Genomic DNA, 25,994 nt, shown 5'->3' on the forward strand with positions numbered 1-25,994 from the left:
GCTTGGCCAGAAAAATGAGTCGTTCTCGCTGTTCTAAACTAAGTGGTACAGAAACAATTCGAGGCATGTGTGAACATCTGTTAACTAAAAAAACTTTTTCGCATGATTAGTTATTTTTGTCAACTTAGTTAAAGCGTAACATTTGAGCGCACCTTGCCACATTTATACACAGAACTTATACTGAAATAGACTAAACACGACCTATTACATTTTACTGAGTTTGCTGAATAGCTTAAGTGCAGATTATGACAACTTGATGCATTTTATTTAAAAAGATTCTTTCTTAAATCATTTTTGAATCACTGCAAAGGAAATTCCCTTTCCTTTTAGGAGACTTGCGGAGCATGCTCCTCAGGGAGAGGTTTTTTATAAGAACCCCCTCATCCACTTGCGGAATATACTCCTCATCCTGAGCAATACATGGCGTAAAAGAAGGGACTTTCAATACTAATTTTACTGATCATTTATGATCAAATTTCGACTTATAAAAGGATTCTAATTCAGGTTGAACCATTCATAGAATTAAGGTATAAAAAAGCCCGATCTGCATCAATCGGGCCAGATTTAAAGGTACACAAATTTGTATACATAATCAAAATCACTAGAATTTTAAATCAAAAAATTAATCAATCCTTTTCTAGAAAAGTTAACTCTCCCTCATCTGAGGTGATTTTAATTTTGACTTTACGATAACTACGTTTATCTGGGTTTAATGCCGACTCTGAAACATGATGGGCGAATTTTTCATCGCCCATTAAATGCGCAAATAATTTATAGCCGATACGCATTTTCTTAATTTTTTTCTTCTTTTTCTCAAACTCATCGAGTTGTTTATCTAAGTGTTTTAAATCTAAATACTGTTGTTCAGCCATTACTAGCTCCCTAATTTAAAAAATTTACTATTCAATTTCTATGCTTGTACAGACAAACAAATACAGAAATATGTCAAAAAAATTGTTTTTGTGAACGCTACAGTTACTTTTTACAACTGCCCCATCTCACCTAATTTATATGCAACGCATGTACAGTGCTTATTTATTTAGCCTAGCACAATTTGGCGAATAATCAGACAGTATTTTGAGTTATGCCTCAAGCATGTTTAAATGAGCCAGTTTTATTTGCCTTTTGGCAATTGCTTAATGGTTTAGGATGTCTAAATGCACAAAAATATCATCATGTTTGACATGGACGGAACGCTGTTAGATCTCGCTTATGATGATTTTATTTGGAATGAACAACTGCCTATTCGCTATGCAGAATTACACGCCTGTTCTTTAGAGCGCAGCAAAGAAATTTTATACGATTTTTATCAAGCGCATAGCCACACCTTAGAGTGGTATTCCTCACGTTTTTGGACGGCTAAAGTGGGTGTAGATATGCTTGCGATGCAACTTGAATATAAAGATCAAGTCACGTTGCGTCCACAAGCTATCGAATTACTGGAATATTTAAAAAATAATGGCTATCACATTTGGCTCACCACCAATGCCGATTGTGCAGGTTTAGACTTTAAATTAGCACATACAGGTTTAGCAAAGTATTTTGAAGTGATTGTTAGTTCTGAAAGTATTGGTTATGCCAAAGAGCGCGTTGAATTTTGGCAAACATTGCAACAACAACATGCATTTAATCCTGAAGATTGCTATTTTATAGATGACACCGAAAAGGTGCTTAATGGTGCTAAAGCCTTTGGGATTGGACACTTATATAGTATTGCCCAGCCATCCTCAGCAAAACCTACGCGTCAGACTTGTAATTACCCTATGTTGCACCAATTAACAGATTTAATTCCTGTCTTAGAACAATTTGAGGACACTCAAAAATATGCCTAAAACTTCGTCCCACGAAGCCATTGAAACGATCCGAATTGATAAATGGCTATGGGCTGCACGTTTTTTCAAGACCCGCTCTATTGCAAAAGCTGCCATTGAAGGCGGCAAAGTACATCACAATGGCGAGCGCGTTAAAGTTTCCAAAGAAATTCGTGTGGGAACTGAGCTGACCATTCAACAAGGTTTTGATAAGAAAACCGTATTGGTCAAGGCATTATCCGGCGTACGCGGCCCTGCCCCTGTCGCTCAGCAACTTTATGAAGAAACTGAAGTGAGTATTGCACGCAGGGAATTGATTGCGACCCAAAGAAAGTTGCATAATCTAGCACGACCTGATCATCGACCAAGTAAAAAAGACCGTCGTGACATCAGCAAATTTAAACAAGAGAATGATCAGCAATTTGACCAATTTTGGTCATATAATGATGATTAAATAGAGCGTCACAGGCTGTCGCACAGCCCGTGATATAAATAGAACTACAGGACAAATTCTGTCACTATATTGCATGTGGAAAAGATTTAAGTAAATGCATCCACTTGAGTATATTGTTTCGTGACATCGTATTGAGGTTGTAAGATGGATGAGAATAAAAGCAAGGCGTTAAACGCTGCGTTAAGCCAGATTGAAAAACAATTTGGTAAGAACACAGTCATGCGTCTTGGTGACAACACTGTGCAAGCGGTAGAAGCCGTATCTACAGGCTCATTGACCCTAGATATTGCATTGGGTATTGGTGGCTTACCTAAAGGTCGTATCATTGAAATTTACGGCCCTGAATCATCAGGTAAAACGACTATGACCTTGCAAGCCATTGCAGAATGTCAAAAAGCTGGTGGAACTTGTGCCTTTATTGATGCCGAACACGCGCTTGATCCTCAATATGCACGTAAACTTGGTGTAGATATTGACAATCTTTTAGTATCGCAACCAGACAACGGTGAACAAGCCCTTGAAATTGCCGATATGTTGGTACGCTCTGGCGCAATCGACATGATTGTGGTCGACTCCGTAGCTGCCTTAACCCCACGTGCCGAAATTGAAGGCGAAATGGGTGACTCACACATGGGCTTACAAGCACGCTTAATGAGCCAAGCCTTGCGTAAAATCACAGGTAATGCCAAACGCTCGAACTGTATGGTGATCTTCATTAACCAAATTCGTATGAAAATTGGTGTAATGTTTGGTAGCCCAGAAACCACAACTGGTGGTAACGCATTGAAGTTTTATGCTTCTGTTCGTTTAGATATTCGCCGTGTAGGTCAAGTGAAAGAAGGTGACGAGATTATTGGTTCTGAAACCAAAGTCAAAGTTGTGAAAAACAAAATGGCACCTCCATTTAAAGAAGCATTGTTCCAAATTCTTTACGGTAAAGGTGTTAACCATTTGGGCGAGCTGGTCGATTTAGCTGTTCAACAAAATATCGTGCAAAAAGCTGGTGCTTGGTATTCTTATCAAGGCGATAAAATTGGTCAAGGTAAAAACAACACCATTCGCCATCTTGAAGAACATCCAGAGCTTGCTAAAGGCATCGAAGCGATTATTCGTGAACAACTACTCACGACAGGTCAAGCTGCACCTGTAGAAGATAAAGACGAAGAAGAATTCGACTTACTTGATGTTTAAAGCATGCGCTAAGATGAACACAACAAACTGAATTAAATAGAACGCTCTACGGAGCGTTTTATTGTATATGGAAGCATTACCATGTCTGAAAATAAATTCCCCAAACTGATTGATTATGCTGCGCTAAAACAACAATTTGGCGAAGATGAGCAATCATGCAGCCAAACTAAGCAGGCATATTCAGAAACAACATCTGCCCTGCATTTTGTCTCAAATTCTGCGCCTAACATTAATAAACAATACCCTGCTTATACAGATGCCATTGATGATCAAGAATACATTGAAGACCCTGACGAACAGCAAAGCAAACGCCCAGGACTGACAGGTTCTCGTCTACGTAGCTATGCCTTCGCTGTCTTAACTCGTAAAGAATATTCTAAAAATGACTTAATTGAAAAATTGGCTTTATATGCAGAAAACCGTGATGAAGTGATTGAATTAGTCAATGAACTGGCACGCGAAAATTATCAGAGTGATCAGCGTCTTGCAGAAATGTTACTGGCTAGCCAAAAGCGCCAAGGTAAAGGGCCAAATCGCATTAAAATGGCACTTAAAAACAAAAAAGTGGATAGCAGTTTAATTTCAGAAGAACTTAAAGAAACTGATTGGGCAGAACAAGCCTATCAACTGAAAGTGAAAAAATTCGGCACAGAAGTCGCAAACGAGCCAAAACTTAAAGCCAAACAAATTCGTTTTTTACAGTATCGGGGCTTTGATATGGATGCGATTATGAAAGCAATTCGTAGGAAAGAGCAGGATTTTTAAAATAGTGGATATAAGATCAAAATAAGTAGAAGATAAATAGAATTATTATTTCAAAACTGGTGGCAACCCTACCAGCAAGCCTTCGGCACATCATAGTTCCACTACCGCTGCTACCTTCCGGTCCTGACGGGGTTCGTAGAGTACAATTGCGAAGTAACCAGCAGGGCTACCATTGCAAAAACAGAGTATAGAGATTTTTAACAAACTTGCAAGCGTTGTTCTGTATTTCCTTTTATAATGCTATCCAATTGATTATTTTAAAAACAATTGAAGACATTTATAGAATAACCTCACTTAAAATTCAAAACTTAGTCTAACTAAACCATCATAAAATTATTTTGAGATTTAAATCCTAGATTTACCCATATTGCGCTGAGATTGATGATAAGTTTGTAAAAGCTTATTGCAATTCCACGCGCGGACGTTTTAAATGTGGAAAATGACCAAATCAACAGGTTGAGTCCAATACGCTTACAAGGACTCACTTATACAAGATTAAGATGGATATTCAATTATGCTAAAAAAGCATGCACTTTGTGCTCTTGCCCTACTGTGCTCAACGTCTGTATTTGCCAATATTCCAATTGAAAGCCACAACCTCAGCCAAAGCAGTGCTGGCTATGCCAATAGCCCTGCGATTGCAACGAGTAATATGGCAACTGCCAATGTACCCACCAATATCAATTGGCAGTTGATGCAAAAAAATCAGCAACTTGAAAATGACATCCGCCAGTTACGTGGCAAAATTGAAGAACAAGACAATGAAATTGCGCAGCTCAAACATGAATTGCAAAATCGCTATACCGATTTAGATCAACGTCTAGAACTGCTCCAACAAAAAATAGACCCTGAATCTGCTCCTGCCGCTGAGGAGGATAACCAAAAAGATACTGCACCCAGCGCCAGCAACAACCAGTTAAACAACAATGCCACGCAATCTGTGCAAAATACAACGCATGTGAGTCCAACAGCTCAAGGTTTAAATACCAATATTGAGCTGGAAAAAGCAGCCTATACTGTTGCATTGGATGCCTATAAACAAGGTGGTGCCAAAAAAGCGATTGCACCTATGCAAAACTTTATTAAAAACCACCCAAACAGTGTGTATATCAGCAATGCGTATTTTTGGTTAGCTGAGTTTAATTTAGCGATTGAACCGACCAATTACACCGAAGCCAAAAAGAATTTTGAAATTGTAGCAACAAAGTACCCTCAATCTGCAAAAGCATCAAGTGCCCTATATCGTTTATATAGTATTGCGCAAGATGTAGATCACAAACCTACTTTAGCAGCGCAATACAAAAGTAAAATTCTGAGCCAATATCCAAAGTCTGAAGAAGCAAGATTCTTTAAATAAGCCAATAAAAAAAGACATCCGAGGATGTCTTTTAATATTCTGAAGCTTGCCGCATTCGGTAAACTCAAACCTTAACGCACAATACCACGTTCAGATTGCTCTAAAGAATCAATTAAACGCTGCGCTTCTGCCACATTTGGCAAAATATCAATGCGAATTTGCTGAATGGCTTGCTCAGTGGTTAATCCAGATTTGTAAATGAGTTTAAAGGCTTCACGAAGACCTTGAATCACATCCTTCGACCAGCCTTTACGACGCATTCCTTCCACATTCATTGCAAATGCATGTGCAGGATTACCAGAAACCATGACATACGCAGGCACATCTTTAAGAATGAGCGATGCACCACCAATCATGCTATAAGAGTCAATTTTACAGAATTGGTGAATACCAGAGTTTCCACCGACAACCACATAATCCCCAACATGCACATGACCTGCCACACCCACGTTATTGGCAAAAATATTGTGATCACCCACCATACAGTCATGTGCGATATGCGTATTGACCATAAGTAAGTTGTGACTACCAATTTTGGTCAGGCTATTGTCTTGCACCGTACCACGATGCAAACTGCAGTGTTCACGAATTTTGTTGTGATCACCAATTTCTAGCCAAGTTTCCTCACCTGCATATTTTAAGTCCTGACAGACCTCACCTACGCTGGCGAACTGGAAAATTTCATTGTGCTGACCAATACGGGTGTAACCACCAATCACCACATGCGAATGAAGTTTTGTACCCTCACCAATCGTTACATTTGGGCCAATAATACAGTATGGACCAATCGTGACATCTGAAGCGATTACTGCAGATGAGTCAATAATAGCGGTTGGGTGAATGAGTGGGTTATTGCTCATGCTTGCTCTGTTTTCTGATGCGAAACCATAATTTCCGCGGTTGCTGCGACGACGCCATCAACGGTGGCGATACAATTATATTTGTAAATGCCTCGTTTTTGCATAACTAATTCAGATTTTAATACAAGTTGATCGCCTGCAACGACTTGTTTTTTAAATCGAACTTTTTCTGCGCCTGCAAAAAGGAACAAAGAACCTGCGCTCGGTTTCTCATTATTCATGATAAAACCTAAAATACCCGACACTTGTGCCATCGCTTCAACGATTAAAACACCCGGCATGATCGGATAATTCGGGAAGTGTCCTTGCAAGAATTCTTCATTGATAGATACGTTTTTATAACCCACGATACCGTTATCAGTGACTTCTACAATACGGTCTACTAATAAAAACGGATAGCGATGGGGTAAATATTCACGAATGGTTTGAATGTGCATTGGCAATTCAGGTTTAGTGAAGGTGCTAGAATTCGACTCAGTCATCATAATTATTTACGCAATTTAAAAGTTGATTCAAGGAACTCAATTTGAGATTGCATATCATCAAGTCTTTTTACCAATTGGGTCAATGGCACATCTGCTAATTGTCTGAGGCGCACAACAGTACGTTTCCACTTTTGATTTTCAAATAAGCCAATACCTGACGAATATTTTCCTGATTCAGAAATATTATTTGTGACCATTGACATTCCTGTCAAAGTCACATTATCGGTAATATTTAAGTGCCCTGAAATTGCACTTCCACCACCAATGATACAGTTTTTGCCAATTGTCACACTTCCAGCCACGGCTGTTTTTGCTGCAATAGCCGTATGAGCACCTAATTTGACGTTATGTGCGATTTGCACAAGGTTATCAATAATGACACCATCTTCCAAAATTGTATCATTTAGTGCACCGCGATCTACGCTGCAATTCGAGCCAATACGAACGTCATTACCAATAATCACCGAACCCAGCTGTGCAATACGGTGCCATTTGCCTTGATAAGGTGCAAAGCCAAAGCCTTCACTACCAATTACGGTATTGGCGTGTATACGCACGCGATGCCCAAGCTTGGCTTCGCCTGTTAGCGTCACATGTGAATCAATAAAACACTGTTGACCAATTTCGACAAAGTCATCAATTTTACAGTGCGATTGTACAATCGTATTGTCACCCACCACGCAATTTTCACCAATCACGACGTAATGACCAATATAGGCACTATCGGCGATGATGGCTGATGGATGAATTTGGGCTGTGCTTTCTATACCACGTTGCGTATGCTTACGCTCAAATACATGGGTCAGAATCGCAAAAGCCAGATATGGATTATCGACCACAATAAAGTTGTGATGATTGTCTAACTCGGCTTGTAGTGAAGCTGTCACAATGAAAGCTCCCGCTTGGGAGCTACGTGCTTGCGCTAAATATTTATCGCCATTCACGAATGCAAGTTGATGCGCCTGAGCAGACTCAAGGCTTGCCAAACCTTGCAAACGTAAGTCGGCTTGTCCAATGTATTGACCTTGAACTAAACTAGCAATTTCTTCTAAGCGATAATATTGGGAACTCATTGATTATTTAAGTACGTTGACCTTTTGGATCATTTTATCAGTTAAATCATACTTCGGGTCATAGGCAAGTGCTGAGTTTTTATTCAAAACCACATCTAAACCATTTTCTTTACGCAATTGTTCAGCAACTTGCTTTAAACGAGTTTCAAAACCATCGTTAATTTTGTGCAATTCTGACTGAACACGAGTTTGCACTACTTGTTGCAAACCATTAAATTCTTTCAATTTCGCTTGAAACTGAGTATTCATTTTTTGCTTTTCAGCATCAGATAAATTATTAGATTGCTGCGCACGCTGCTGCATAGCTTCTAATTCTTTTGCCAATTGCTCAAGTTTGCTGGTTTGTGGTTTGATCGACTGCTGTAACGCCAAATTTTGCTGTTTTAAATAACTGCTATTTTCTACAACACGCTCTAAACTTACTACACCATAGCCTGCAGCATGTGCTACTGCAGCCATTGTAGATAAACCCAACAATGCCAAACTCAATATTGTTTTTTTCATATTTCTATCCTGTATTTATGCTACCCAAAAAGTGGTCATACTTAGAAAGTACGACCAATTTCGAATTGGATATTTTTAGTGTCATCGCCTTGTTTATCATTTAACGGATATGCATAACTGAGTGATAATGGACCAATCATGGTGATCCAAGTAAAGCCTACACCCACGCTATAACGCACTTCACCGAAGTCAAAGCCGTAGTTGTCTTTACAGTACTTTTTAGCATCGATATCCACACCATTAATAGTTAAATTACCATGTGGAACATCACACTGCGTATCAAAAACTTGTGCACCTTCTGCAAAAATCACTGGGCGAACTTGACGTGTCCAATCCCCTTTAAATGGTACAGGTAAAGCCAGTTCCGTACCAAACTGTACTAAAGCATTACCACCCACTTCCTCAAAAGAAGGGTCTTGCTTATTGCGCAAAGGATCGATGTTCATGCGCTCTTGGAACTCAACTCCAGGATATTTAGGTCCCAAAGTACTATTATCATAACCACGTACCGAGCCATAACCACCTGCATAGAAGTTTTTATAGAACGGTAAATCATTACCAAAACCTAACTTACCGTAGCCACGTAAAACAAAGTCTTGACCTAATGGGAAATATGCCTGTGCATCATAGGTCACTTTTTGGAACTCGACATCACTGCCTGGTAAGGCAATTTCAGCATTCACACGGTGTGACATACCATTGGTTGGGAAAATTGGACGGTTTAAGGTATTATATGACCAGCCTAAATTTAAATTATAGGTTAAAAAATCGCCTTTAAACTTATCTTGGTACGGAGTAGTTGGTAAAACATTATCATTTTCATCCACACAATCATTTGATTTAGTAGCTTCATTGAATTTCCATGTACCATTAGTACAGTATTGACTTATGCTGGTATGAGATCCTCCATTAGCCAACAAATAGTCTCGAACATAAGTCGAAACATAAGGACCTGTGGTTACTTCGGTCTGATCAATGTTTAAACCTGCACTAATGCTTTGGTTTTCATCAATTGGGTAACCGAAGTTAATTCCACCACCTAAACTGTCAGTCACATAGTTGTTAACGTTATAGTTATCATCTAACTTGGTTTTACGGTAGTACATGTTGTAACCACGACGCACACCATCAATCGTGAAGTATGGATCAGTCACACTCAGGTTATAGTAATCTTGTGTTTCAGAACGTGATAAATCAATCGAAACCGAATTACCCGTACCTAAGAAGTTAGTTTGGCTTAAACCAGCTTGGAACGTCACACCACCGCTTTGCGAGAAACCTACCGCTAAAGTACTGGTACCTGAGTGCTGTTCTTCTACATTTACATTTAAGTCAATTTGGTCTGGCACATTTGGAATACGCACAGGCTTGACATCAACGGTTTTAAAGAAACCTGTACGCTCTAAACGGACTTTAGACAAATCAATTTTTTCATTGCTTGCCAATGCGCCTTCCATTTGACGCATTTCACGACGCAGTACTTCATCGGCGGTTTTACTGTTACCAGCGAAGTTAATACGACGCACTGTAACTTGCTGACCTGGGTTGATGTAGTAGTTTAAATCTACCAGTTTAGTTTCTTTGTCAATTTGCGGAACAATATTCACTTCGGCATAGTAATAGCCTGCATTACCATATTTACGCAGCAACAATTGTTTCACCGCATTCACTTTTTCTTGTGAATAGGTTTCACCATCTTTATAAATTTTCAGTGCCGTAAGTTCTTCTGGTTTGTATAAAGCATCGCCCAAGAACTTGCTTTCGCCAAACTTGAATTGCTCACCTTCATCCACCGAAACTTCAACAAAAATATGCTTTTTGTCTTCGCTCAAATTCAAGCTAGAGTTAGTGATATTGAAGTTGATATAACCTTTATTAAGATATAACGCACGTAATGCTTCCAAGCTTGCTGCCATTTTTTCGCGTGCATAGCGGTCATTACGGGTAACAATCGAACTCCAGCTACTTTCTTTAACTGCAAACGCCTGCTTAATGTCGCTTTCTTTAAATACCGTATTACCAATGATGTTGATATCTACCACTTTGGCAGCTTTGCCTTCAACAAACTCTACAGTTAAATCTACACGGTTATTTGGACGTGCTGTGGTAATGACACGTACATCCGCATCATAACGACCTTGCTGCATATACTGCTGTTCAAGTTCAGATTCTAAAGTTTGTAGTGCTGACTTTTTCAGTACTTCACCTTCAGCCACACCCATTTTCTTTAAACCATCTTCCAACGCTTCTTTTGGAATCAGTTTATTGCCTTTAAATTCAACCTTAGAAATGATTGGGCGCTCAACCACTTTAAACACTAAAGTGTCGGCTTCACGACTGGCCTGAATGTCATCAAACAAACCTGTGGCATAGAGTGAACGAATCGCATTGGCCAACACTGCTTCATTGACACGATCACCACTATTCACTGGAATCATTCCATAGACATTGGCTGGCGTTAAACGAACAAGACCATCTATTTTTATATCTCGCGCAATAAATTCATCTGCTGCATATACTTGTTGTGTTGCCGCCATTGCACTAACCAGTGCCAAGGGCATAAATAAATGTGTGTGCTGCATGCCAGTCTTTTCCAGTGTTAAATTTATTTCGTATCTACGTTGTTATAAACGCATAATGTCATTAAATAATGCAAGGAGCATCATACTTCCAAGCAGTACCATACCAATTTTTAAACCAACTAATTGTATTTGTTCAGAAACAGGTTTTCCACGAATCAGCTCGATAAAATAATAAACTAAATGCCCGCCATCCAACATTGGAATTGGCAATAAATTTAGAATTCCTAAGCTTACGCTCATAAGTGCCATAAAGGAAATAAAAGTTTGCCACCCCATTTCCGCACTTTGCCCTGCGACTTTGGCAATAGTAATTGGGCCTGATAAGTTATCTAAACCAATTAAACCACGTACCATTTTGACAATAGAATTCAGAATCATGCTAGACAGCTGACCTGTTTTATCTACCGCCATAAATAAAGCTTCACTCGGGCTGTATTGAATGGTTTGCTTAAAATCTTCTGGAATGACAATTTTTCCAGGATCACTTTGCACACCCAATACACCCGAAACATTGCCCATATTGTCACGTTTGCCTTGCGGCATCACTTCCAGTTGCTGTACTTGATTGTTACGCAGCACATCTACTTTCAGTAATTTTTCTGGCGATACTTGAACAACTTGTACCACATCGTACCAGTCATTCATTTTGACGCCATCAATCGCAATAATTTGATCGCCGACTTGCATACCTTGACGAATGGCCGCACCATCTTCACTTAACTTACTGACAATTGCAGGAATTTGTGGGCGATACGGTGTAAAACCCAAGATATCTAAAGGTGATTGGGATTGATCATTTAAGAAATTTTGAATGGGTAAGCTAAATGTTTTGATTTCACCTGCACGTTCGGCCTGTACCTGAATCTTGCCTGTTTCACCTACACGATCTACCAAGGCAAAGTTCAGCTTTTCCCATGTCGTCACAGGCGTACCATCAATGGCGGTAATCTTATCACCTACTTGCATTTGCGCTGCCGCCGCAGGTGTATCTGCCAGTACCTTACCCACACGGGTATTCAACTGTTCTTGAGAGGGTAAAAATAATAGCCAGAACAATAATATGGCAAAAATCAGGTTGATTAACGGACCTGCTGCCACAATCGCAATACGTTTCCACGGATGCTGACGGTTAAAGGCATAAGGTAGGTCTTCTTCTGCAACGCTTTCTTCGCGTTCATCTAGCATTTTGACATAGCCACCCAAAGGCAATGCCGAAAGCTGATATTGAATCCCCGATTTTTTAGAAGTCCATTTTAAAATGGTCGGTCCAAAGCCGATGGAATACACCAAAACTTTGACACCTAATTTACGTGCAACAAAGTAGTGCCCAAACTCATGAATTGCAATTAAAGGTCCTAGCAAAAGAATCGCTGCAACCACAATAAATAAGGCACTCATGCTTTAGCTTCCTTTATTCAACACAAAATGCTGTGCAACAGCACGGGCATTTTGGTCTGCCTGCAAAATCAGTTCAATGCTTTCTGCGGCTGAATTTTGTATTTGGTTCAGGGTATGCTCAACCACTGTCGCGATTTCGGTAAAACGAATTTTTTGCTGCAAGAATGCTGCAACTGCAATTTCGTTTGCTGCGTTTAAAATAGCAGGTGCTAAACCACCTTCTTGCATGGCTTGACGTGCCAGACTTAAAGCAGGAAAACGGGTGGTATCGGGTGCTTGAAAATCAAGCTGATGATTGACAAACAAATCTAAAGGCGGAACATGCGTTTGGATACGCTGCGGCCACGCCAAAGCATGCGCAATTGGCGTACACATATCAGGATTACCCATTTGCGCCAAAGTTGAACCATCCACATATTGAACCATGGAATGAATAATACTCTGTGGATGCACCACCACTGTAACAAAGTGTTCTGAAATTGCAAAAAGATGACACGCTTCGATTAATTCCAAACCTTTGTTCATTAAGGTTGCAGAATCTACCGAAATTTTTTGTCCCATAGACCAATTTGGATGTTTGCAAGCTTGTGCAGGAGTAACGTGTTGCAGTTCTTCTAGGCTGTGGTTTAAAAATGGGCCGCCCGAAGCAGTCAGTAAAATTTGTGATACACCTAACTTAGGTTGTCCATTCCGCTCAGCCTGTAAATAATGTTCAGGCAAACATTGGAAAATCGCGTTATGTTCAGAATCTACAGGCAATAACAAAGCTCCATGTTCACGTGCCGCCTGCATCATGATGTCACCCGACATCACCAAAGCTTCTTTATTGGCCAATAATACGCGTTTACCCGCTTTAACCGCAGCCAGTGTAGGTAACAAACCTGCCGCACCAACAATGGCTGCCATTACCACATCCACTTCAGGATGTTCGGCAACTGCGATTAGACCCGCTTCATCGCTTAGAATTTCAATTTCAGAAATATGTTGCTGTGCAAGTGATTGCTGTAACTCATCAACTTTTGACGCAGGTACAACCACAATTTTAGGATGGTACTGTTTGCATATTTGAACCAGTTCTTGAATTCGGCTGTGCGCCGTCACGGCAAAAACTGAATACTGCTCTGGATGTTGTTGCAGTACTTTTAGGGTGCTTTGTCCAATTGAACCTGTCACACCCAAGATACAAACAGCTTGTGACATTTATAAATCTACGCCAATAAGTTTTAAAACATACATACCCGCAGCAAAAATTGGAGCTGCTGCAAGCAAAGAATCAATCCGATCTAGCACACCACCATGACCTGGCAAGACGCGCCCAGAGTCTTTAATACCTGCACGGCGTTTGATCATGGATTCAAATAAATCGCCCAATACCGAGCTAAATACCGTAATCACCGAAAGAATCAGGAATAAAATATGTTGTGCCAAAGTCAGGTCTAAATACACCACTTCAACAACAATCACGATTAGCATGGCAGTAAAAACACCGCCATATAAGCCTTCTACTGATTTGTTTGGACTGACATTCGGTGCAAGTTTTTTCTTGCCCAGTTTACGCCCAACAAAATAAGCACCTGAGTCTGCACCCCAAACCAACAAGAACAAGTACATTAACCACCACGGCGAACTATTCCATACGGAAAAAATTGCAGTGACCGCAGCAGAAATTAGAATAAAACCAATAAAACTTAAGCTTGGGTTATACCATGCATCGTATTCTGGATAAGACTTGACCCAATAAATACTGAGTAACCATGTCAAAATAGAAGCTGCCCAAAGTAACAAGGCAATATCACTAAAATAAAGTGCCATTGCTGCCAAAGCGGCAGTCAATACACCAAAGCCCCAAGCCACAGGTTTGAGGACATATTTAGTTTTTCTTGGCATGAGTTTGAACCACTCATAGCCCGCAACCCCTGCTGCAACAATCATCAGCATAAACATTGGATAGTGCGACTGAGTTGCAAACATACAACTCAACACCACAGCAACCAATACCAATGCGGTAATAATCCGCTCTAACATGTATTAATTCTCAATTTTCTCTTGTTGAATTTGCTCAGAAGTTTTACCAAAACGACGTTCGCGACCACCAAATACTGCCAGTGCATCGTCAAATTCTTCTATGCTAAATTCAGGCCACAAGGTTTGGGTAAAATACAATTCAGCATACGCAGCTTGCCAAAGTAAAAAGTTGGACAATCTAAAATCGCCACCTGTACGAATCAACAGATCGACAGGTGGTAGGTCTGCAAGACTGACATATTGACCAAAAAGTTGTGTATCTATTTGTTCAATATCAATTTTATGCGCCACAACATCTGCTGCAATTTGTTTTGCAGCTTGTGCCATATCCCACATACCACCATAACTAATGGCAATTGTGAGTGTCATGCTGTTGAAATTAGCAGTCCTTTGTTCGGCATGCAACATTAACTCACGCAAATGCGGCGACAAACGTGAACGGTCACCAATAAAACGTAAGGCAATATTGAATTTTTCCATGCGTGGTAATTGCTCATGAATTGTGGTTTCCAGCAATTGCATGAGTAAATCCACTTCAAACTGCGGACGATTCCAGTTTTCACTCGAAAAAGCAAAAACGGTTAAAGCTTGAATGTGTTTTTTTCTACAATGTTCAACAATCGGGTCAAGTACATCTTTACCAGAGCGATGTCCTTCCCCTTTTTGCATTTGATTTTTTTTTGCAAAACGATTGTTGCCATCCATAATGATGGCAACATGTTTTGGCAAAGACGCGCTGTCTTCCGATGTGGTCATTGATTAGACCTTCATCAACTCAGCTTCTTTTGCAGCAAGACGCTTGTCTACTTCTGCAACGTATTTGTCTGTGATTTTTTGGATGTCATCTGCTGCACGGCGCTCATCATCTTCAGAAATTTCTTTTTCTTTCAATAATGCTTTGATGTCGCCCAATACATCACGGCGGATGTTACGAATAGCAACTTTGGCATTTTCTGCTTCAGAACGCGCAACTTTTTGCATGTCACGACGAGTTTCTTCAGTCAATGCTGCAAGCGGTACACGAATTGCATCGGCTGTGATTGGGTTTAGACCCAAATCTGACTCACGAATTGCTTTATCAATTGCAGACACCATTGAACGCTCAAATGGCTGAACCAATAAGGTACGTGAATCTTCTACACCAATGTTGGCTACTTGGTTAAGTGGCACATCGGAACCGTAGTAAGAAACCATCACACCATTTAAAATTGATGGATGTGCACGACCTGTACGTACTTTGGCAAAACCATGTTCTAAAGACTCTAAAGTCTTGCTCATACGTTCTTCGCTGTCTTTTTTAAGATCGTTAATCATAAGATCTTCCTTACTGTATTCTAAAATTTGAGTCAAAATATAGGGTTAAATTAGACCGTAGTATAAAGAGCTTTGTGGCTCACGTACATTAGTTCGTAACGTGAGTACCTTCTTTTTCGCCCATCACTACAGAAAGCAATGCACCTGCTTTATTCATATCAAAAACTTGCAACGGCACATTGTGATCGCGGCATAAGCAGATTGCAGTTAAATCCATAACACCTAATTTTTCATCCAACACCTGGTCAAATGTAAGTGTGTCATATTTCACCGCATCTTCGTATTTGCTTGGATCTTTGTTATATACGCCATCTACTTTGGTCGCTTTTAAGATCAAGTTAGCTTCGATTTCGATACCACGTAAACATGCTGCTGTATCTGTGGTAAAGAATGGATTGCCTGTACCCGCAACGAACACACACACTTCACCTTGAGTCAGGTGACGAATCGCATCACGGCTTGAGTAAGACTCAACCACTGTACCAATAGGCAATGCAGACATTAAACGGGTTTTGATGTTACGGCGCACCAAGGCATCACGCATGGCTAAACCGTTCATCACCGTTGCCAACATACCCATTTGGTCGCCTGTTACACGGCCAACTAAGCCATCTTTTTGTAATTGGCTGCCACGGTATAAGTTACCACCACCGACAACAATACCCACTTGCACACCTAAACCGACCAAGTGTGCAATTGCCAAAGACATTTGATCGAGCACTTGCGCATCAATCCCCATGTCTTTATTACCCGCAAGTGCCTCACCCGATAGTTTCAACAAGATACGTGCATAACGTGGCTTTTTTGAATCTAACATTGTCATTACTCCAATTCTAAATTCTAAACTTTAATTTTTTACAATTTGTATGGCTTACAGCTAGCAATCCAAATCTGCAAAGCATTATGCAGATTTGACCTGAATCAGCTTGGCAAATAAGTCGTATTCATCGGCATCGGTAATTTCAACTTCAAGTAAATCACCTGCTTTAATCACGCTCTTGTCAATATCTTCTACAAAGACGTTGCCATCAATTTCTGGCGCATCTGCATAAGAACGTGCCACTGCGACTGGAAATTCTTCTTCCAAATCATCTACCAACACGGTCATGGTTTGACCAATACGTTTTTGCAGTTTAGCTGCTGAAATTTCTTGCTGAACCTGCATAAAACGCTCATAGCGTTCTTGCTTGATTTCTTCTGGCACATGATCTGGCAAGTCGTTTGCTGCCGCACCTTCAACAGGTGAATAAGTAAAGCAACCAACACGGTCTAATTGCGCTTCTTTTAGCCACTCGAGCAAAATTTGGAAATCTTCTTCTGTTTCGCCTGGAAAACCCACCACAAAGGTTGAACGAATCACCAGCTCAGGGCATTTTTCACGCCAAAGTTTTAAACGCTCCAACGTGTTTTCGCTGTGCGCAGGTCGCTTCATCAACTTTAATACTTTCGGGCTGGCATGTTGGAATGGAATATCCAAATAAGGCAAAATTTTGCCTTGTGCCATTAAATCAATTACAGCATCCACATGCGGATATGGATAGACATAGTGCAAACGCACCCAAATACCCAATTGCCCTAAGGCTTCACACATATCATAGAATTTGGTTTTAAGAGGCTGACCGTTCCAAAAGTCCAATTTGTATTTGGTATCTACGCCGTAGGCAGAAGTATCTTGAGAAATTACCAATACTTCTTTTACGCCTGCACGTTTCAGTGCCGCAGCTTCTTCTAATACCGAACCCACAGGACGCGAAACTAAATCGCCACGCATGCTTGGAATGATGCAGAAAGTACAGCGATGGTTACAGCCTTCTGAAATTTTAAGATAGGCATAATGTTTAGGCGTCAAACGAATGCCTTGTTCAGGTACCAAATCAATAAATGGATTATGTTTTGGTGGCTCAGGAACATATTGATGCACCGCTTCCATCACGTCCTGATAAGCAGCTGCGCCAGTCACTTTTAATACGTTGGGATGCATTTGACGAATTTTATCTTCATCTTTACCCAAGCAACCTGTCACAATGACACGACCATTGGCATTCATGGCTTCGCCAATCGCGTCTAAGGACTCTTGTACTGCAGATTCAATAAAACCACATGTATTGACAACAACTAAGTCTGCACCATCATAATCAGATGCAACATCGTAACCTTCAGTTTTTAACTGAGTTAAAATTCGTTCGGAATCTACCAATGCCTTAGGACAACCTAAAGAAACAAAACCGACTTTGGGGGATTTCATAGAATCTGCACTCCACTAGAATGCGCGTATTGTATGACTTTTCTTTGCATAAAAATAGAGAAATAGCCGACTCTTTGCATAATGCACCAAAATACAACCATTCAGGCTGAATGATTTAAATATTGCACCATTTTAATGCATTTTTTATTTACAGTGTTTCTGTTATCCGTTATATCTTGAAAATTCAGTCCAGTTCCTGCGCATTTTTCCGATTCTTCAGTGATAAATGCACTAAAAACGAAAAGTTGGCGTGCATTTTGCTTAATTCGCCTCAATTCGATCCAAATTTGGAACATGGCTGACACATGACAATGCCCTTGCACAATATTTCATACAGGAAGCATTCACGAATGGATCAGACCCAGAGCATTGACTATCGTCTTTTGGTGGATAACCTCAGCACCGCAATTTTACTGGTTGATCGTGACCTGAATATTTTTTATTTAAACTCGTCTTGTGAAGCATTGTTTGATATCAGTTTAATTCGCGCTTCGAGGCAACCCGTTTTAAATTTGCTGCACATGCCTGATGATGAGTTCAATACGCAAGAGGCTTTCCTGAATACCATCAAAACTGGTCAACCCTACACCCGCCGTGAAGCGACCATTAATGTCAATTTTAAAGATATTCATGTCGATTACACTGCATCACAGTTAAATGCAGGCAAGCCTTATCATCCCTTATTGCTGATTGAATTGAATCCGATTGATCGGATGCTCAAAATTTCCAAAGAAGAAAACTTTATTCAACAGCATCAAGTCGCACGTCAGCTGATTCGTGGTGTGGCACATGAAATTAAAAACCCGCTTGCAGGAATTCGTGGTGCGACACAACTGTTAGCACGAAGTTTAAATGACCCGAAATATGATGAATTTACCGACATTATTATTAGCGAGGTAGATCGTTTAAGAAACTTGGCCGATACCATGCTCGGCTCACGCCAACTACCAAGCTATGAACTGGTCAATATTCACGAACCTTTAGAACGGGTGCGCAGCCTGATCGTCAATCAAACTAAAAACAAAATAAATATTATCCGTGATTATGACCTTTCTTTACCTGAAGTCATGGCAGACCGCGATCAATTGATTCAAGTCATGCTGAATATTTGCGCCAATGCAGTACAAGCCATGACCGAACATCCCGATTTCTTTACCGAGCATCGACCTGAATTGATTTTAAGAACTCGTATTCAACGCTTGGTTACCATTAATGGTGTGCTGAATCGTTCTACCGTACGTGTTGATATTGAAGATAACGGTCCAGGCGTACCTGAAGACATTTTAGAATCCGTGTTTTATCCATTGGTGACTGGACGCGCAAACGGTACAGGACTTGGTTTGAGCATCGCACAAAATATTATGCATCAACATAACGGAATGATTGAATGCCAATCCATTCCAGGAAAAACAATATTTAGCTTATATTTACCTTGGGAGGCGAGTCATGTCGCGAAATAAAATTTGGGTGATTGATGATGACCGTGCAATGCGCTGGGTACTGGAAAAAACTTTTAGAGAAGAAGGTTTTGAAGTCACCAGTTTTGAAGAAGCACAGTCTGCACTAGATGAGTTAAACCAAGATGCACCCGATGTAATTTTGACCGATATTCGCATGCCTGGAATTGATGGTTTAACTTTTCTTGGCAAAGTCAAAGTCAGTTATCCCGACTTGCCTGTGATTATTATGACTGCGCACTCCGATTTAGAATCGGCAGTATCTAGCTATCAAACAGGTGCATTTGAATACCTACCCAAGCCTTTTGATATTGATGAAGCACTTGCTTTAGTCAATCGTGCAATTTTGCATATCACCAAACTACAACAGCAAGAATCTGCAAAATCGACAGTGCAGCCAATTCAATCGACAGAAATTATTGGTGAATCGCCTGCCATGCAGGAAGTGTTTCGTGCGATTGGTCGTTTATCGCAATCACACATTACTGTGCTCATTAATGGTGAATCAGGTACAGGCAAAGAGTTGGTGGCGCATGCACTGCATCGACACTCACCGCGTAGCAGCAAACCATTTATTGCGCTGAATATGGCAGCCATTCCGAAAGATTTGATTGAAACCGAACTTTTTGGACATGAAAAAGGTGCATTTACAGGTGCCAATACACAACGTCAGGGACGCTTTGAACAAGCCAACGGCGGCACCTTGTTTTTAGATGAAATTGGTGATATGCCTTTTGAAACCCAAACCCGCTTATTGCGCGTCTTGGCAGATGGTGAATTTTATCGGGTTGGTGGACATATTCCTGTCAAAGTGGATGTACGGATTGTCGCAGCAACACATCAGGATTTGGAAAAACTGGTACAAGATGGACGCTTCCGTGAAGACTTATATCATCGCCTGAACGTCATTCGGATTCATATTCCTAAACTGGCGCATCGCAGTGAAGATATTCCAATGTTGGCACAGCACTTTTTGGCACGTGCAGGCAAAGAATTAGGCGTGAGTCCAAAAATATTGCGTCCTGAAACAGTCGAATATATGCAGCAATTGCCGTGGCAAGGTAACGTGCGCCAATTGGAAAACACTTGTCGCTGGCTTACCGTGATGATTACAGGACGTGAGGTCTATCCTGAAGATTTACCAACCGAACTCAAGCAAATTCCAATTGAAAAATTAGCCGAACATTCTGCGCTTCATGTGGCAGATCGGGTATCTATGCAGCATTGGGATGAATTACTTGGGCAATGGGCAGTACAAAAGTTAAAAAATGGCGAGATGAAACTTCTGGATATCGCCATTCCAATGTTTGAACGCACCTTAATTAATGCTGCACTGCAACAAACCCGTGGACGTAAACGTCATGCCGCTGAATTATTGGGTTGGGGACGTAATACTTTGACGCGAAAACTCAAAGAATTAGGAATGGACAGTGCCGATGATGAAATAGAAGAAGATATGGAGAGCTAAACGCAGAAAAAATATCTAATCCATCAAAATATAGGGAAATTCAGCTTTTGAATTTCCCTATTTTTATATCTTAGACTCTCTAAGTTAAGTGCAATTAAGCCGCGGTAAATCCAACATAGCGAGATAAACCTTGCACGCCTAAATCCGTTTTATAAATCAAATATTGCGGATAACGACTTGAAGTCAGTTCTTGCCACATATCCAACTGATCATCATGTGCATGAATTTCATCGACACTGCGTGGCATGGTTTGTTCAAATACATCTGAGGCATATTCAAAACCCAAATCCATTGCGACAAACAAAGTATGCTCGCAAGGCTGAATATATTGTTCTTCTGCCCAATCAATAACAGCATGTTGGCAATGTGGGCAAAGCAAATTTTCAGTCGCAGGCGTATTCAGTTCAATGAGTTGATATGGCATAGAGCAGCATCACCAATAGTAAAATAGATAAACATAAAATCTGTTTGCATCATAACAAGCAATTTCTATATTTTGCGCTAAGCACGGCTTATAATTATAGAAATTTTTTTAATTATACTTATGGCAACTCTAGAAAATGCAATTACACTTGCAGTACAACAACATACAGGGCAGCTAGATAAAGGCGGTCAGCCTTATATTTTGCATCCCTTACGTGTAATGTTGCAATTACAACAGCCCGATCAGCAAATTGTCGCTGTACTGCACGACATTCTTGAAGATACCCACACCACAGCACAAGACCTGCAAAATTTAGGATTTCAAACGCATATTATTCAAGCAATTCAGGCGCTCACCAAACTGCCGCATGAAACTCGTGTTCAAGCGGCTATGCGTACTGCACAAAACCCGCTTGCCTGTGCTGTAAAAATTGCAGATGTGCAAGACAACATGAATTTAACGCGGATTCCCAATCCTACAGCACGTGATTTAGCCCGTTTAGAAGAATACCGACAAGTTTCAGAGATTCTGCAAAAAGCACAGCAATAAAGCACAATTAAAGATTGACAACATGCAACGATGCCACTTTAATTTAAGTATTGTTGCATAAATGGAATTTAGTCATGCTTACAGATTTGGATGATTTTTATTGTTTTGCCCAAGTGGTCGAACATGGTGGATTTAGTGCAGCAGAACGCGCCACCGATATTCCAAAATCCAAACTTAGCCGACGCGTACACAACCTAGAAGAACGCTTAGGTGTGCGTTTAATTCAGCGCAGCTCACGTCATTTTGCGGTCACAGAAATTGGTATGAATGTGTATCGGCATGCGCAAGTAATGATGAATGCTGCCCAAGCCGCGCACGACTTGGTCGATCACCTAAGTATTCAACCGCGTGGTGTAATTAAAGTCAGCTTACCTGTTTCAATTGCACAAAATGAAATTGCCAAAATCTTGCCTGAGTTTTTGAAAGCCTACCCTGAAATTAAAGTACAGCTAATTGTCAGCAACCGTCGTGTCGATATCGTCAACGAAGGGATCGACATTGCCCTGCGTGTCCGCTCAAATTTAGATGATGATCCAAGTTTGGTGATTCGCAAATTCAGCAACATCGAACAACATCTATTTGCCAGTCAGGCTTATTTGAATGAATTTGGCGATTTGAAAAAACCTGAAGATTTAAGTCATCATAAAATTTTAAGCATGTCGGATGAGCATTTAGATCAATACATGGTTGTGCATGATCAACAACAGCAACCGAAAAAAATTAAGGTCAACCCTACAGTCATGGGTTCAGATTTAATGATGCTAGCGCAATTGGCACGACAAAATTGTGGCATTGTGTTGTTGCCTGACACGATTGTTGAAGATTATGTTGCATCGGGTGAATTGGTTCGTGTTTTACCCGACTGGCACGCACCGCATGGTATTTTCCATGCCGTCTATCCATCACGCCGTGGTTTATTACCTGCTGTACGTGTATTTATCGACTATTTGGTCGAAAAGCTAACCATTCGTTAGCACATAGGATCTTTTGATTTCAGATACGAAACAGCAAAAAAAAAGCTTATCTAAGACAGATAAGCTTTGAAAACTACAATCTAAAATAAGAAAGCTAAAACAAAGAAACTACAGCAAGTATCTTTGACTTCAATTATAGCGATTGTTCATTTTTTAACAAATAGTTTAAAACTAAAGTCTAAGATGTTTTATCTATCAGTCTTAACCTGAAAGCATTCGTGCATTAAATTTCAGGATAACTCCCCGTACCTTCTGGCCACGGCGATAACACTTCAAAGCCTGTATCAGTCACAGCAACCATGTGTTCCCATTGTGCAGAAAGTGATTTATCTGTCGTCACCACCGTCCAGCCATCTTTCAGTTCTTTCACACGCGCTTTGCCCGCATTCACCATCGGCTCAATGGTAAATACCATGCCTTTTTTAAGCACCAAGCCTTGTCCAGGCTGACCATAATGCAGCACACTTGGTTGTTCGTGATACACCTGCCCAATACCATGTCCGCAATATTCACGCACAATGCTAAACCCTTCACGATGCGCCACACTTTGAATGGCATAGCCAATATCGCCCAAAGTCGCGCCCGGTTTCACCGCATGAATCCCTGCGCGCATCGCCTCATAAGTGGTATCGACCAGTTTTTTCGCTTCTGGTTTCACCTGACCCACATAGTACATACGACTGGTATCACCATAAAAACCATCTTTAATCACTGCCACATCAATATTAATAATGTCGCCATCTTTTAAAATGGTTTTGGATGATGGAATACCATGACAGACCACTTCATTGGGTGAAATACAGGTGGTTTTGGTATAACCGTGATAGCCCACATTGGCAGGAATGACTTTTAAGGTATTTACAATATAATCGTGACACAAATCATCTAAGTATTCTGTCGTGACTCCGGGTTTGACATGCTCACCAATCATCTGCAACACCTGAGCAGCCAAACGCCCCGAAATGCGTAATTTCTCAATATCTTGCTCTGATTTAATGCTGACTTTAAGGGCACGCATGATGAACTCCTGACCTGAAGCCTGAGATTATAGCCGTTATTTAAAACCTACTCAAACCTACTCAATGTGGGTTTGATGTTTAATTCCTACTTCACCATCAAGAACCTAAAACATTTGCTTTAGGGATTACCTCAATTCCATAGGCTGTCACGGTGTAACTCACCGCCTTAATCACCACTTATGCAGTGATTAAATCTTTATCCGCATATCGCAGGATATTAATTGATGCATTAACATCACGATTTTGGATGGTTTGGCAAACTAAGCACATCCACTCTCGCGCAGAAAGTGTGAGAGATTGATTTAATGCACCACAGCACGAACACATTTTACTACTTGGGAAGAATCGACCAACCGAAAGTACCGATTTTCCATGCTGTTTGGCTTTATAAATCAACTGCCTTTTAAACTCATAAAAACCCATATCGGATATAGCTCTTGCGAGTTTACGATTCCTCAACATGCCTTTAACATTCAAATCTTCAATCGCAATCACATCAAAACGTGTTACCAAATCCGTTGTGACTTGATGAAGATTATTCTTGCGTAGACAGGCAATTTTATAGTGCAGGCGAGATAGCTTGGCTTTTGCTTTTTCTCGATTCTGACTACCTTTTTTCTTACGACTAAAAGACTTGTTGAGTCGCCTTAGTTTTGCAAGCTGTCTTTTAAGTGGTGCATTAGAAGGAATAACCTCACCATTTGAAAGGGTGGCAAGATTAGAGACACCCAAATCAACACCGATACTTAAACCTGTTTTCGGTTTAAGCTTTTCGATCTGGGTGAGTTCGACAGCGATTGATACAAACCACTTACCACCTTGTTTAAATATTTTGGCCGAGAGAATTTTACCCTTATAGCGCAGATTCTCAGTCATTTTCACCCAACCCAAATTAGGGATTTTAATAGACCGACCCTTTACGCTAAATTGATCATTTGATAATGAAAAACGGTCATCCTTGCCTTTTTTTCTTGGCTTGGGGTATCCTGATTTGCCGTTAAAAAATCTATCAAAAGCACTACCCAACTGCTTAATCGCCAACTGTGGTGCGCACTTAGTCACTTTCTTCATGAAAGGATATTTTTCAAATTTAAAAGTGTTTAGGTGCTTTCTTAATTTACTCTCTTTAGGTCTATTAAGAAGCATTTCATTCACCGCAACATCATAATACTCACACTGATCTAGATATTCCTTATCAGCCTTGTATTGTCGCTGCCACTCTCTTAAAGCCCAATTATACGACAAACGAGCAACACCACTTGCCTGAGCAAAATGGCTTGCTTGTTTATTATTGGGCATCAATTCAATGATATGCCCTCGTATAAATCGACTCATAGTGCTTCTTTGACCGCCTGTATTAGCTTTTGGTTCTTTTTACTTCGGCTTCCATATAATCGTGCTGAAAATACAGTGATAATTTCCAGGACATCTTGAGACAGTTCCTCCTCAAAACTCAAATTTTCACCCTGATTAATAATTACAATTTCAACATTCCGAGCTTCACATAAAGCAAAAACCAATTCAGCACCAAAACGTAATAATCGATCTTTGTGGGTTAAAACCAATCGACCAATTTCATTATTAATAATTCCATCCAAAAGAGCCTTAAGCCCTTTTTTGTGATAATTCATCCCTGAGCCTAAATCACTAATAATCTCAAATGTCCATCCCTGCTTGGCACAGTACATTTCCAAAACTTGTTTTTGTCGCTCAAGATCAGCCTTTTGATCGTGACTAGATACTCTTGCATAAGCAATAGTTTTTCGGCTGTTCTGAATTGATAGATCATGGATAAGTTCAGGTGTGATCTTGCTTAGATCGTAACGTCTGTGATTTTTTGGGGTTCTATCTGCGACTAAAGTGCCTTCCTCATCCCATCTTCTTAGGGTTTGGATGGAAACACCCAGTGTTTTAGCTGCAACGCCAATACTAACATATCTACTCATTTGTATATAATAATATAGAAATAGGTAGATTTCAACTAGCAGTTATTAACCCTTTCGGCTTGTAAAATCAGCTCAAGCTGCCAAACAAGTATC

26 protein-coding genes, 1 other RNA gene and 1 pseudogene are annotated in these 25,994 nt (G+C 40.4%); 9 read left to right on the forward strand and 19 right to left on the reverse strand.

Going from position 1 to position 25,994, the window contains the following annotated elements; all coding sequences use genetic code 11:
• Nucleotides 1–67, reverse strand: a pseudogene (locus tag FTT74_RS13995) (helix-turn-helix domain-containing protein); the annotation flags it as partial.
• Nucleotides 68–626: 559 nt separating this feature from the next.
• Entirely contained in the window at nucleotides 627–872 is a 246-nt protein-coding gene (locus tag FTT74_RS05810) for a hypothetical protein (protein ID WP_004976684.1), read from the reverse strand.
• 285 nt (nucleotides 873–1,157) lie between these two features.
• Between FTT74_RS05810 and FTT74_RS05815 the strand changes: the two genes are divergently transcribed.
• The 4 genes from FTT74_RS05815 (at nucleotide 1,158) to FTT74_RS05830 (ending at nucleotide 4,221) form a co-directional block, all read left to right on the forward strand.
• A complete protein-coding gene (locus FTT74_RS05815; RefSeq protein WP_096901429.1) occupies nucleotides 1,158–1,832 on the forward strand; it encodes an HAD-IA family hydrolase in 675 nt (224 codons plus the stop codon).
• Nucleotides 1,825–2,265 carry an RNA-binding S4 domain-containing protein gene (locus FTT74_RS05820; protein WP_004976690.1) on the forward strand — a complete coding sequence of 147 codons (441 nt, stop codon included), beginning with the start codon at nucleotides 1,825–1,827 and terminating at the stop codon, nucleotides 2,263–2,265. Before FTT74_RS05815 ends, FTT74_RS05820 begins: the two co-directional genes overlap by 8 nt.
• Nucleotides 2,266–2,409: 144 nt before the next feature.
• Nucleotides 2,410–3,456 (forward strand): recombinase RecA, encoded by a 1,047-nt coding sequence (gene recA, locus FTT74_RS05825; RefSeq protein WP_004976691.1) that lies wholly within the window; start codon nucleotides 2,410–2,412, stop codon nucleotides 3,454–3,456.
• Nucleotides 3,457–3,537: 81 nt separating this feature from the next.
• On the forward strand, nucleotides 3,538–4,221 hold the full coding sequence (locus FTT74_RS05830) for a regulatory protein RecX (RefSeq protein WP_179988737.1): 684 nt from the start codon (nucleotides 3,538–3,540) through the stop codon (nucleotides 4,219–4,221).
• A 66-nt stretch (nucleotides 4,222–4,287) separates the two neighbouring features.
• Here FTT74_RS05830 and ffs read toward each other — a convergent pair.
• Nucleotides 4,288–4,384, reverse strand: an RNA gene (gene ffs, locus FTT74_RS05835) — signal recognition particle sRNA small type.
• Nucleotides 4,385–4,732: 348 nt separating this feature from the next.
• Here ffs and FTT74_RS05840 point away from each other — a divergent pair.
• The gene (locus FTT74_RS05840) at nucleotides 4,733–5,578 is read left to right on the forward strand and encodes a YbgF trimerization domain-containing protein (RefSeq protein ID WP_179988741.1); all 846 of its coding nucleotides are present in this window, start codon (nucleotides 4,733–4,735) and stop codon (nucleotides 5,576–5,578) included.
• A gap of 71 nt (nucleotides 5,579–5,649) precedes the next feature.
• Here the strand turns inward: FTT74_RS05840 and lpxA are convergent, their stop codons facing one another.
• The 12 genes from lpxA to rimO all read right to left on the reverse strand — a co-directional run bounded on the left by lpxA (nucleotide 5,650) and on the right by rimO (nucleotide 18,064).
• Nucleotides 5,650–6,438: an acyl-ACP--UDP-N-acetylglucosamine O-acyltransferase gene (gene lpxA / locus FTT74_RS05845; RefSeq protein ID WP_004976696.1), complete on the reverse strand. Its 789-nt coding sequence runs from the start codon at nucleotides 6,436–6,438 to the stop codon at nucleotides 5,650–5,652.
• Nucleotides 6,435–6,923, reverse strand: a complete 489-nt coding sequence (gene fabZ / locus FTT74_RS05850; RefSeq protein WP_004976697.1) for a 3-hydroxyacyl-ACP dehydratase FabZ — start codon at nucleotides 6,921–6,923, stop codon at nucleotides 6,435–6,437. Before fabZ ends, lpxA begins: the two co-directional genes overlap by 4 nt.
• Before the next feature lie 2 nt (nucleotides 6,924–6,925).
• Nucleotides 6,926–7,996: a UDP-3-O-(3-hydroxymyristoyl)glucosamine N-acyltransferase gene (gene lpxD, locus FTT74_RS05855; protein ID WP_179988736.1), complete on the reverse strand. Its 1,071-nt coding sequence runs from the start codon at nucleotides 7,994–7,996 to the stop codon at nucleotides 6,926–6,928.
• Nucleotides 7,997–7,999: 3 nt separating this feature from the next.
• A complete protein-coding gene (locus tag FTT74_RS05860) occupies nucleotides 8,000–8,500 on the reverse strand; it encodes an OmpH family outer membrane protein (protein WP_154320776.1) in 501 nt (166 codons plus the stop codon).
• A 41-nt stretch (nucleotides 8,501–8,541) separates the two neighbouring features.
• Nucleotides 8,542–11,082, reverse strand: a complete 2,541-nt coding sequence (bamA, locus tag FTT74_RS05865; RefSeq protein WP_179988735.1) for an outer membrane protein assembly factor BamA — start codon at nucleotides 11,080–11,082, stop codon at nucleotides 8,542–8,544.
• Between the two features lie 42 nt (nucleotides 11,083–11,124).
• Entirely contained in the window at nucleotides 11,125–12,480 is a 1,356-nt protein-coding gene (rseP, locus tag FTT74_RS05870) for an RIP metalloprotease RseP (protein WP_179988734.1), read from the reverse strand.
• A 3-nt stretch (nucleotides 12,481–12,483) separates the two neighbouring features.
• Entirely contained in the window at nucleotides 12,484–13,680 is a 1,197-nt protein-coding gene (gene ispC / locus FTT74_RS05875; protein ID WP_179988733.1) for a 1-deoxy-D-xylulose-5-phosphate reductoisomerase, read from the reverse strand.
• A complete protein-coding gene (locus FTT74_RS05880) occupies nucleotides 13,681–14,505 on the reverse strand; it encodes a CDP-archaeol synthase (protein ID WP_136143951.1) in 825 nt (274 codons plus the stop codon).
• A 3-nt stretch (nucleotides 14,506–14,508) separates the two neighbouring features.
• Nucleotides 14,509–15,261, reverse strand: a complete 753-nt coding sequence (gene uppS, locus FTT74_RS05885) for a polyprenyl diphosphate synthase (protein WP_004976709.1) — start codon at nucleotides 15,259–15,261, stop codon at nucleotides 14,509–14,511.
• A gap of 3 nt (nucleotides 15,262–15,264) precedes the next feature.
• The gene (gene frr / locus FTT74_RS05890) at nucleotides 15,265–15,819 is read right to left on the reverse strand and encodes a ribosome recycling factor (protein ID WP_004976711.1); all 555 of its coding nucleotides are present in this window, start codon (nucleotides 15,817–15,819) and stop codon (nucleotides 15,265–15,267) included.
• A gap of 88 nt (nucleotides 15,820–15,907) precedes the next feature.
• On the reverse strand, nucleotides 15,908–16,636 hold the full coding sequence (gene pyrH / locus FTT74_RS05895; RefSeq protein WP_004976712.1) for a UMP kinase: 729 nt from the start codon (nucleotides 16,634–16,636) through the stop codon (nucleotides 15,908–15,910).
• 84 nt (nucleotides 16,637–16,720) lie between these two features.
• A complete protein-coding gene (rimO, locus tag FTT74_RS05900; protein ID WP_179988732.1) occupies nucleotides 16,721–18,064 on the reverse strand; it encodes a 30S ribosomal protein S12 methylthiotransferase RimO in 1,344 nt (447 codons plus the stop codon).
• A 350-nt stretch (nucleotides 18,065–18,414) separates the two neighbouring features.
• Here rimO and glnL point away from each other — a divergent pair, with 350 nt between their 5' ends.
• Nucleotides 18,415–19,524 (forward strand): nitrogen regulation protein NR(II), encoded by a 1,110-nt coding sequence (gene glnL, locus FTT74_RS05905; protein ID WP_179988731.1) that lies wholly within the window; start codon nucleotides 18,415–18,417, stop codon nucleotides 19,522–19,524.
• The gene (gene glnG, locus FTT74_RS05910) at nucleotides 19,511–20,989 is read left to right on the forward strand and encodes a nitrogen regulation protein NR(I) (protein ID WP_096901419.1); all 1,479 of its coding nucleotides are present in this window, start codon (nucleotides 19,511–19,513) and stop codon (nucleotides 20,987–20,989) included. Before glnL ends, glnG begins: the two co-directional genes overlap by 14 nt.
• Nucleotides 20,990–21,083: 94 nt before the next feature.
• On the opposite strand, the gene FTT74_RS05915 is transcribed toward glnG, so the two are convergent.
• Nucleotides 21,084–21,413 (reverse strand): hypothetical protein, encoded by a 330-nt coding sequence (locus tag FTT74_RS05915; RefSeq protein WP_167845971.1) that lies wholly within the window; start codon nucleotides 21,411–21,413, stop codon nucleotides 21,084–21,086.
• A 120-nt stretch (nucleotides 21,414–21,533) separates the two neighbouring features.
• Here FTT74_RS05915 and FTT74_RS05920 point away from each other — a divergent pair, with 120 nt between their 5' ends.
• Complete coding sequence (locus FTT74_RS05920) at nucleotides 21,534–21,962, forward strand: guanosine-3',5'-bis(diphosphate) 3'-pyrophosphohydrolase (RefSeq protein ID WP_179988730.1); 429 nt, start codon at nucleotides 21,534–21,536, stop codon at nucleotides 21,960–21,962.
• 74 nt (nucleotides 21,963–22,036) lie between these two features.
• Complete coding sequence (locus FTT74_RS05925) at nucleotides 22,037–22,936, forward strand: LysR substrate-binding domain-containing protein (RefSeq protein WP_004976726.1); 900 nt, start codon at nucleotides 22,037–22,039, stop codon at nucleotides 22,934–22,936.
• Between the two features lie 223 nt (nucleotides 22,937–23,159).
• Here the strand turns inward: FTT74_RS05925 and map are convergent, their stop codons facing one another.
• The 3 genes from map to FTT74_RS05940 form a co-directional block, all read right to left on the reverse strand.
• Nucleotides 23,160–23,954: a type I methionyl aminopeptidase gene (gene map, locus FTT74_RS05930; RefSeq protein ID WP_004976729.1), complete on the reverse strand. Its 795-nt coding sequence runs from the start codon at nucleotides 23,952–23,954 to the stop codon at nucleotides 23,160–23,162.
• A 178-nt stretch (nucleotides 23,955–24,132) separates the two neighbouring features.
• Nucleotides 24,133–25,290, reverse strand: coding sequence for an RNA-guided endonuclease TnpB family protein (locus tag FTT74_RS05935; protein ID WP_179988729.1), 1,158 nt, complete (start codon nucleotides 25,288–25,290; stop codon nucleotides 24,133–24,135).
• On the reverse strand, nucleotides 25,287–25,901 hold the full coding sequence (locus FTT74_RS05940; RefSeq protein WP_168391406.1) for an IS607 family transposase: 615 nt from the start codon (nucleotides 25,899–25,901) through the stop codon (nucleotides 25,287–25,289). The genes FTT74_RS05935 and FTT74_RS05940 overlap by 4 nt, the downstream gene beginning before the upstream one ends.
• Nucleotides 25,902–25,994: the final 93 nt, after the last annotated feature.

The organism is Acinetobacter sp. YH01007 (assembly GCF_013420425.1).
Classification (GTDB): Bacteria; Pseudomonadota; Gammaproteobacteria; order Pseudomonadales; family Moraxellaceae; genus Acinetobacter; species Acinetobacter towneri.

Excerpts from the sequence above, each read along its gene's own strand:
- glnL (WP_179988731.1), top strand. The coding sequence starts at position 18,415 with ATGGATCAGACCCAGAGCATTGACTATCGTCTTTTGGTGGATAACCTC.
- FTT74_RS05810 (WP_004976684.1), bottom strand. The coding sequence starts at position 872 with ATGGCTGAACAACAGTATTTAGATTTAAAACACTTAGATAAACAACTC.
- uppS (WP_004976709.1), bottom strand. The coding sequence starts at position 15,261 with ATGACCACATCGGAAGACAGCGCGTCTTTGCCAAAACATGTTGCCATC.
- fabZ (WP_004976697.1), bottom strand. The coding sequence starts at position 6,923 with ATGATGACTGAGTCGAATTCTAGCACCTTCACTAAACCTGAATTGCCA.
- rseP (WP_179988734.1), bottom strand. The coding sequence starts at position 12,480 with ATGAGTGCCTTATTTATTGTGGTTGCAGCGATTCTTTTGCTAGGACCT.
- rimO (WP_179988732.1), bottom strand. The coding sequence starts at position 18,064 with ATGAAATCCCCCAAAGTCGGTTTTGTTTCTTTAGGTTGTCCTAAGGCA.
- FTT74_RS05925 (WP_004976726.1), top strand. The coding sequence starts at position 22,037 with ATGCTTACAGATTTGGATGATTTTTATTGTTTTGCCCAAGTGGTCGAA.
- FTT74_RS05830 (WP_179988737.1), top strand. The coding sequence starts at position 3,538 with ATGTCTGAAAATAAATTCCCCAAACTGATTGATTATGCTGCGCTAAAA.
- lpxD (WP_179988736.1), bottom strand. The coding sequence starts at position 7,996 with ATGAGTTCCCAATATTATCGCTTAGAAGAAATTGCTAGTTTAGTTCAA.
- FTT74_RS05820 (WP_004976690.1), top strand. The coding sequence starts at position 1,825 with ATGCCTAAAACTTCGTCCCACGAAGCCATTGAAACGATCCGAATTGAT.
- lpxA (WP_004976696.1), bottom strand. The coding sequence starts at position 6,438 with ATGAGCAATAACCCACTCATTCACCCAACCGCTATTATTGACTCATCT.
- pyrH (WP_004976712.1), bottom strand. The coding sequence starts at position 16,636 with ATGTTAGATTCAAAAAAGCCACGTTATGCACGTATCTTGTTGAAACTA.
- frr (WP_004976711.1), bottom strand. The coding sequence starts at position 15,819 with ATGATTAACGATCTTAAAAAAGACAGCGAAGAACGTATGAGCAAGACT.
- bamA (WP_179988735.1), bottom strand. The coding sequence starts at position 11,082 with ATGCAGCACACACATTTATTTATGCCCTTGGCACTGGTTAGTGCAATG.
- recA (WP_004976691.1), top strand. The coding sequence starts at position 2,410 with ATGGATGAGAATAAAAGCAAGGCGTTAAACGCTGCGTTAAGCCAGATT.
- FTT74_RS05860 (WP_154320776.1), bottom strand. The coding sequence starts at position 8,500 with ATGAAAAAAACAATATTGAGTTTGGCATTGTTGGGTTTATCTACAATG.
- FTT74_RS05915 (WP_167845971.1), bottom strand. The coding sequence starts at position 21,413 with ATGCCATATCAACTCATTGAACTGAATACGCCTGCGACTGAAAATTTG.
- FTT74_RS05920 (WP_179988730.1), top strand. The coding sequence starts at position 21,534 with ATGGCAACTCTAGAAAATGCAATTACACTTGCAGTACAACAACATACA.
- ispC (WP_179988733.1), bottom strand. The coding sequence starts at position 13,680 with ATGTCACAAGCTGTTTGTATCTTGGGTGTGACAGGTTCAATTGGACAA.
- FTT74_RS05940 (WP_168391406.1), bottom strand. The coding sequence starts at position 25,901 with ATGAGTAGATATGTTAGTATTGGCGTTGCAGCTAAAACACTGGGTGTT.
- map (WP_004976729.1), bottom strand. The coding sequence starts at position 23,954 with ATGCGTGCCCTTAAAGTCAGCATTAAATCAGAGCAAGATATTGAGAAA.
- FTT74_RS05815 (WP_096901429.1), top strand. The coding sequence starts at position 1,158 with ATGCACAAAAATATCATCATGTTTGACATGGACGGAACGCTGTTAGAT.
- glnG (WP_096901419.1), top strand. The coding sequence starts at position 19,511 with ATGTCGCGAAATAAAATTTGGGTGATTGATGATGACCGTGCAATGCGC.
- FTT74_RS05935 (WP_179988729.1), bottom strand. The coding sequence starts at position 25,290 with ATGAGTCGATTTATACGAGGGCATATCATTGAATTGATGCCCAATAAT.
- FTT74_RS05880 (WP_136143951.1), bottom strand. The coding sequence starts at position 14,505 with ATGTTAGAGCGGATTATTACCGCATTGGTATTGGTTGCTGTGGTGTTG.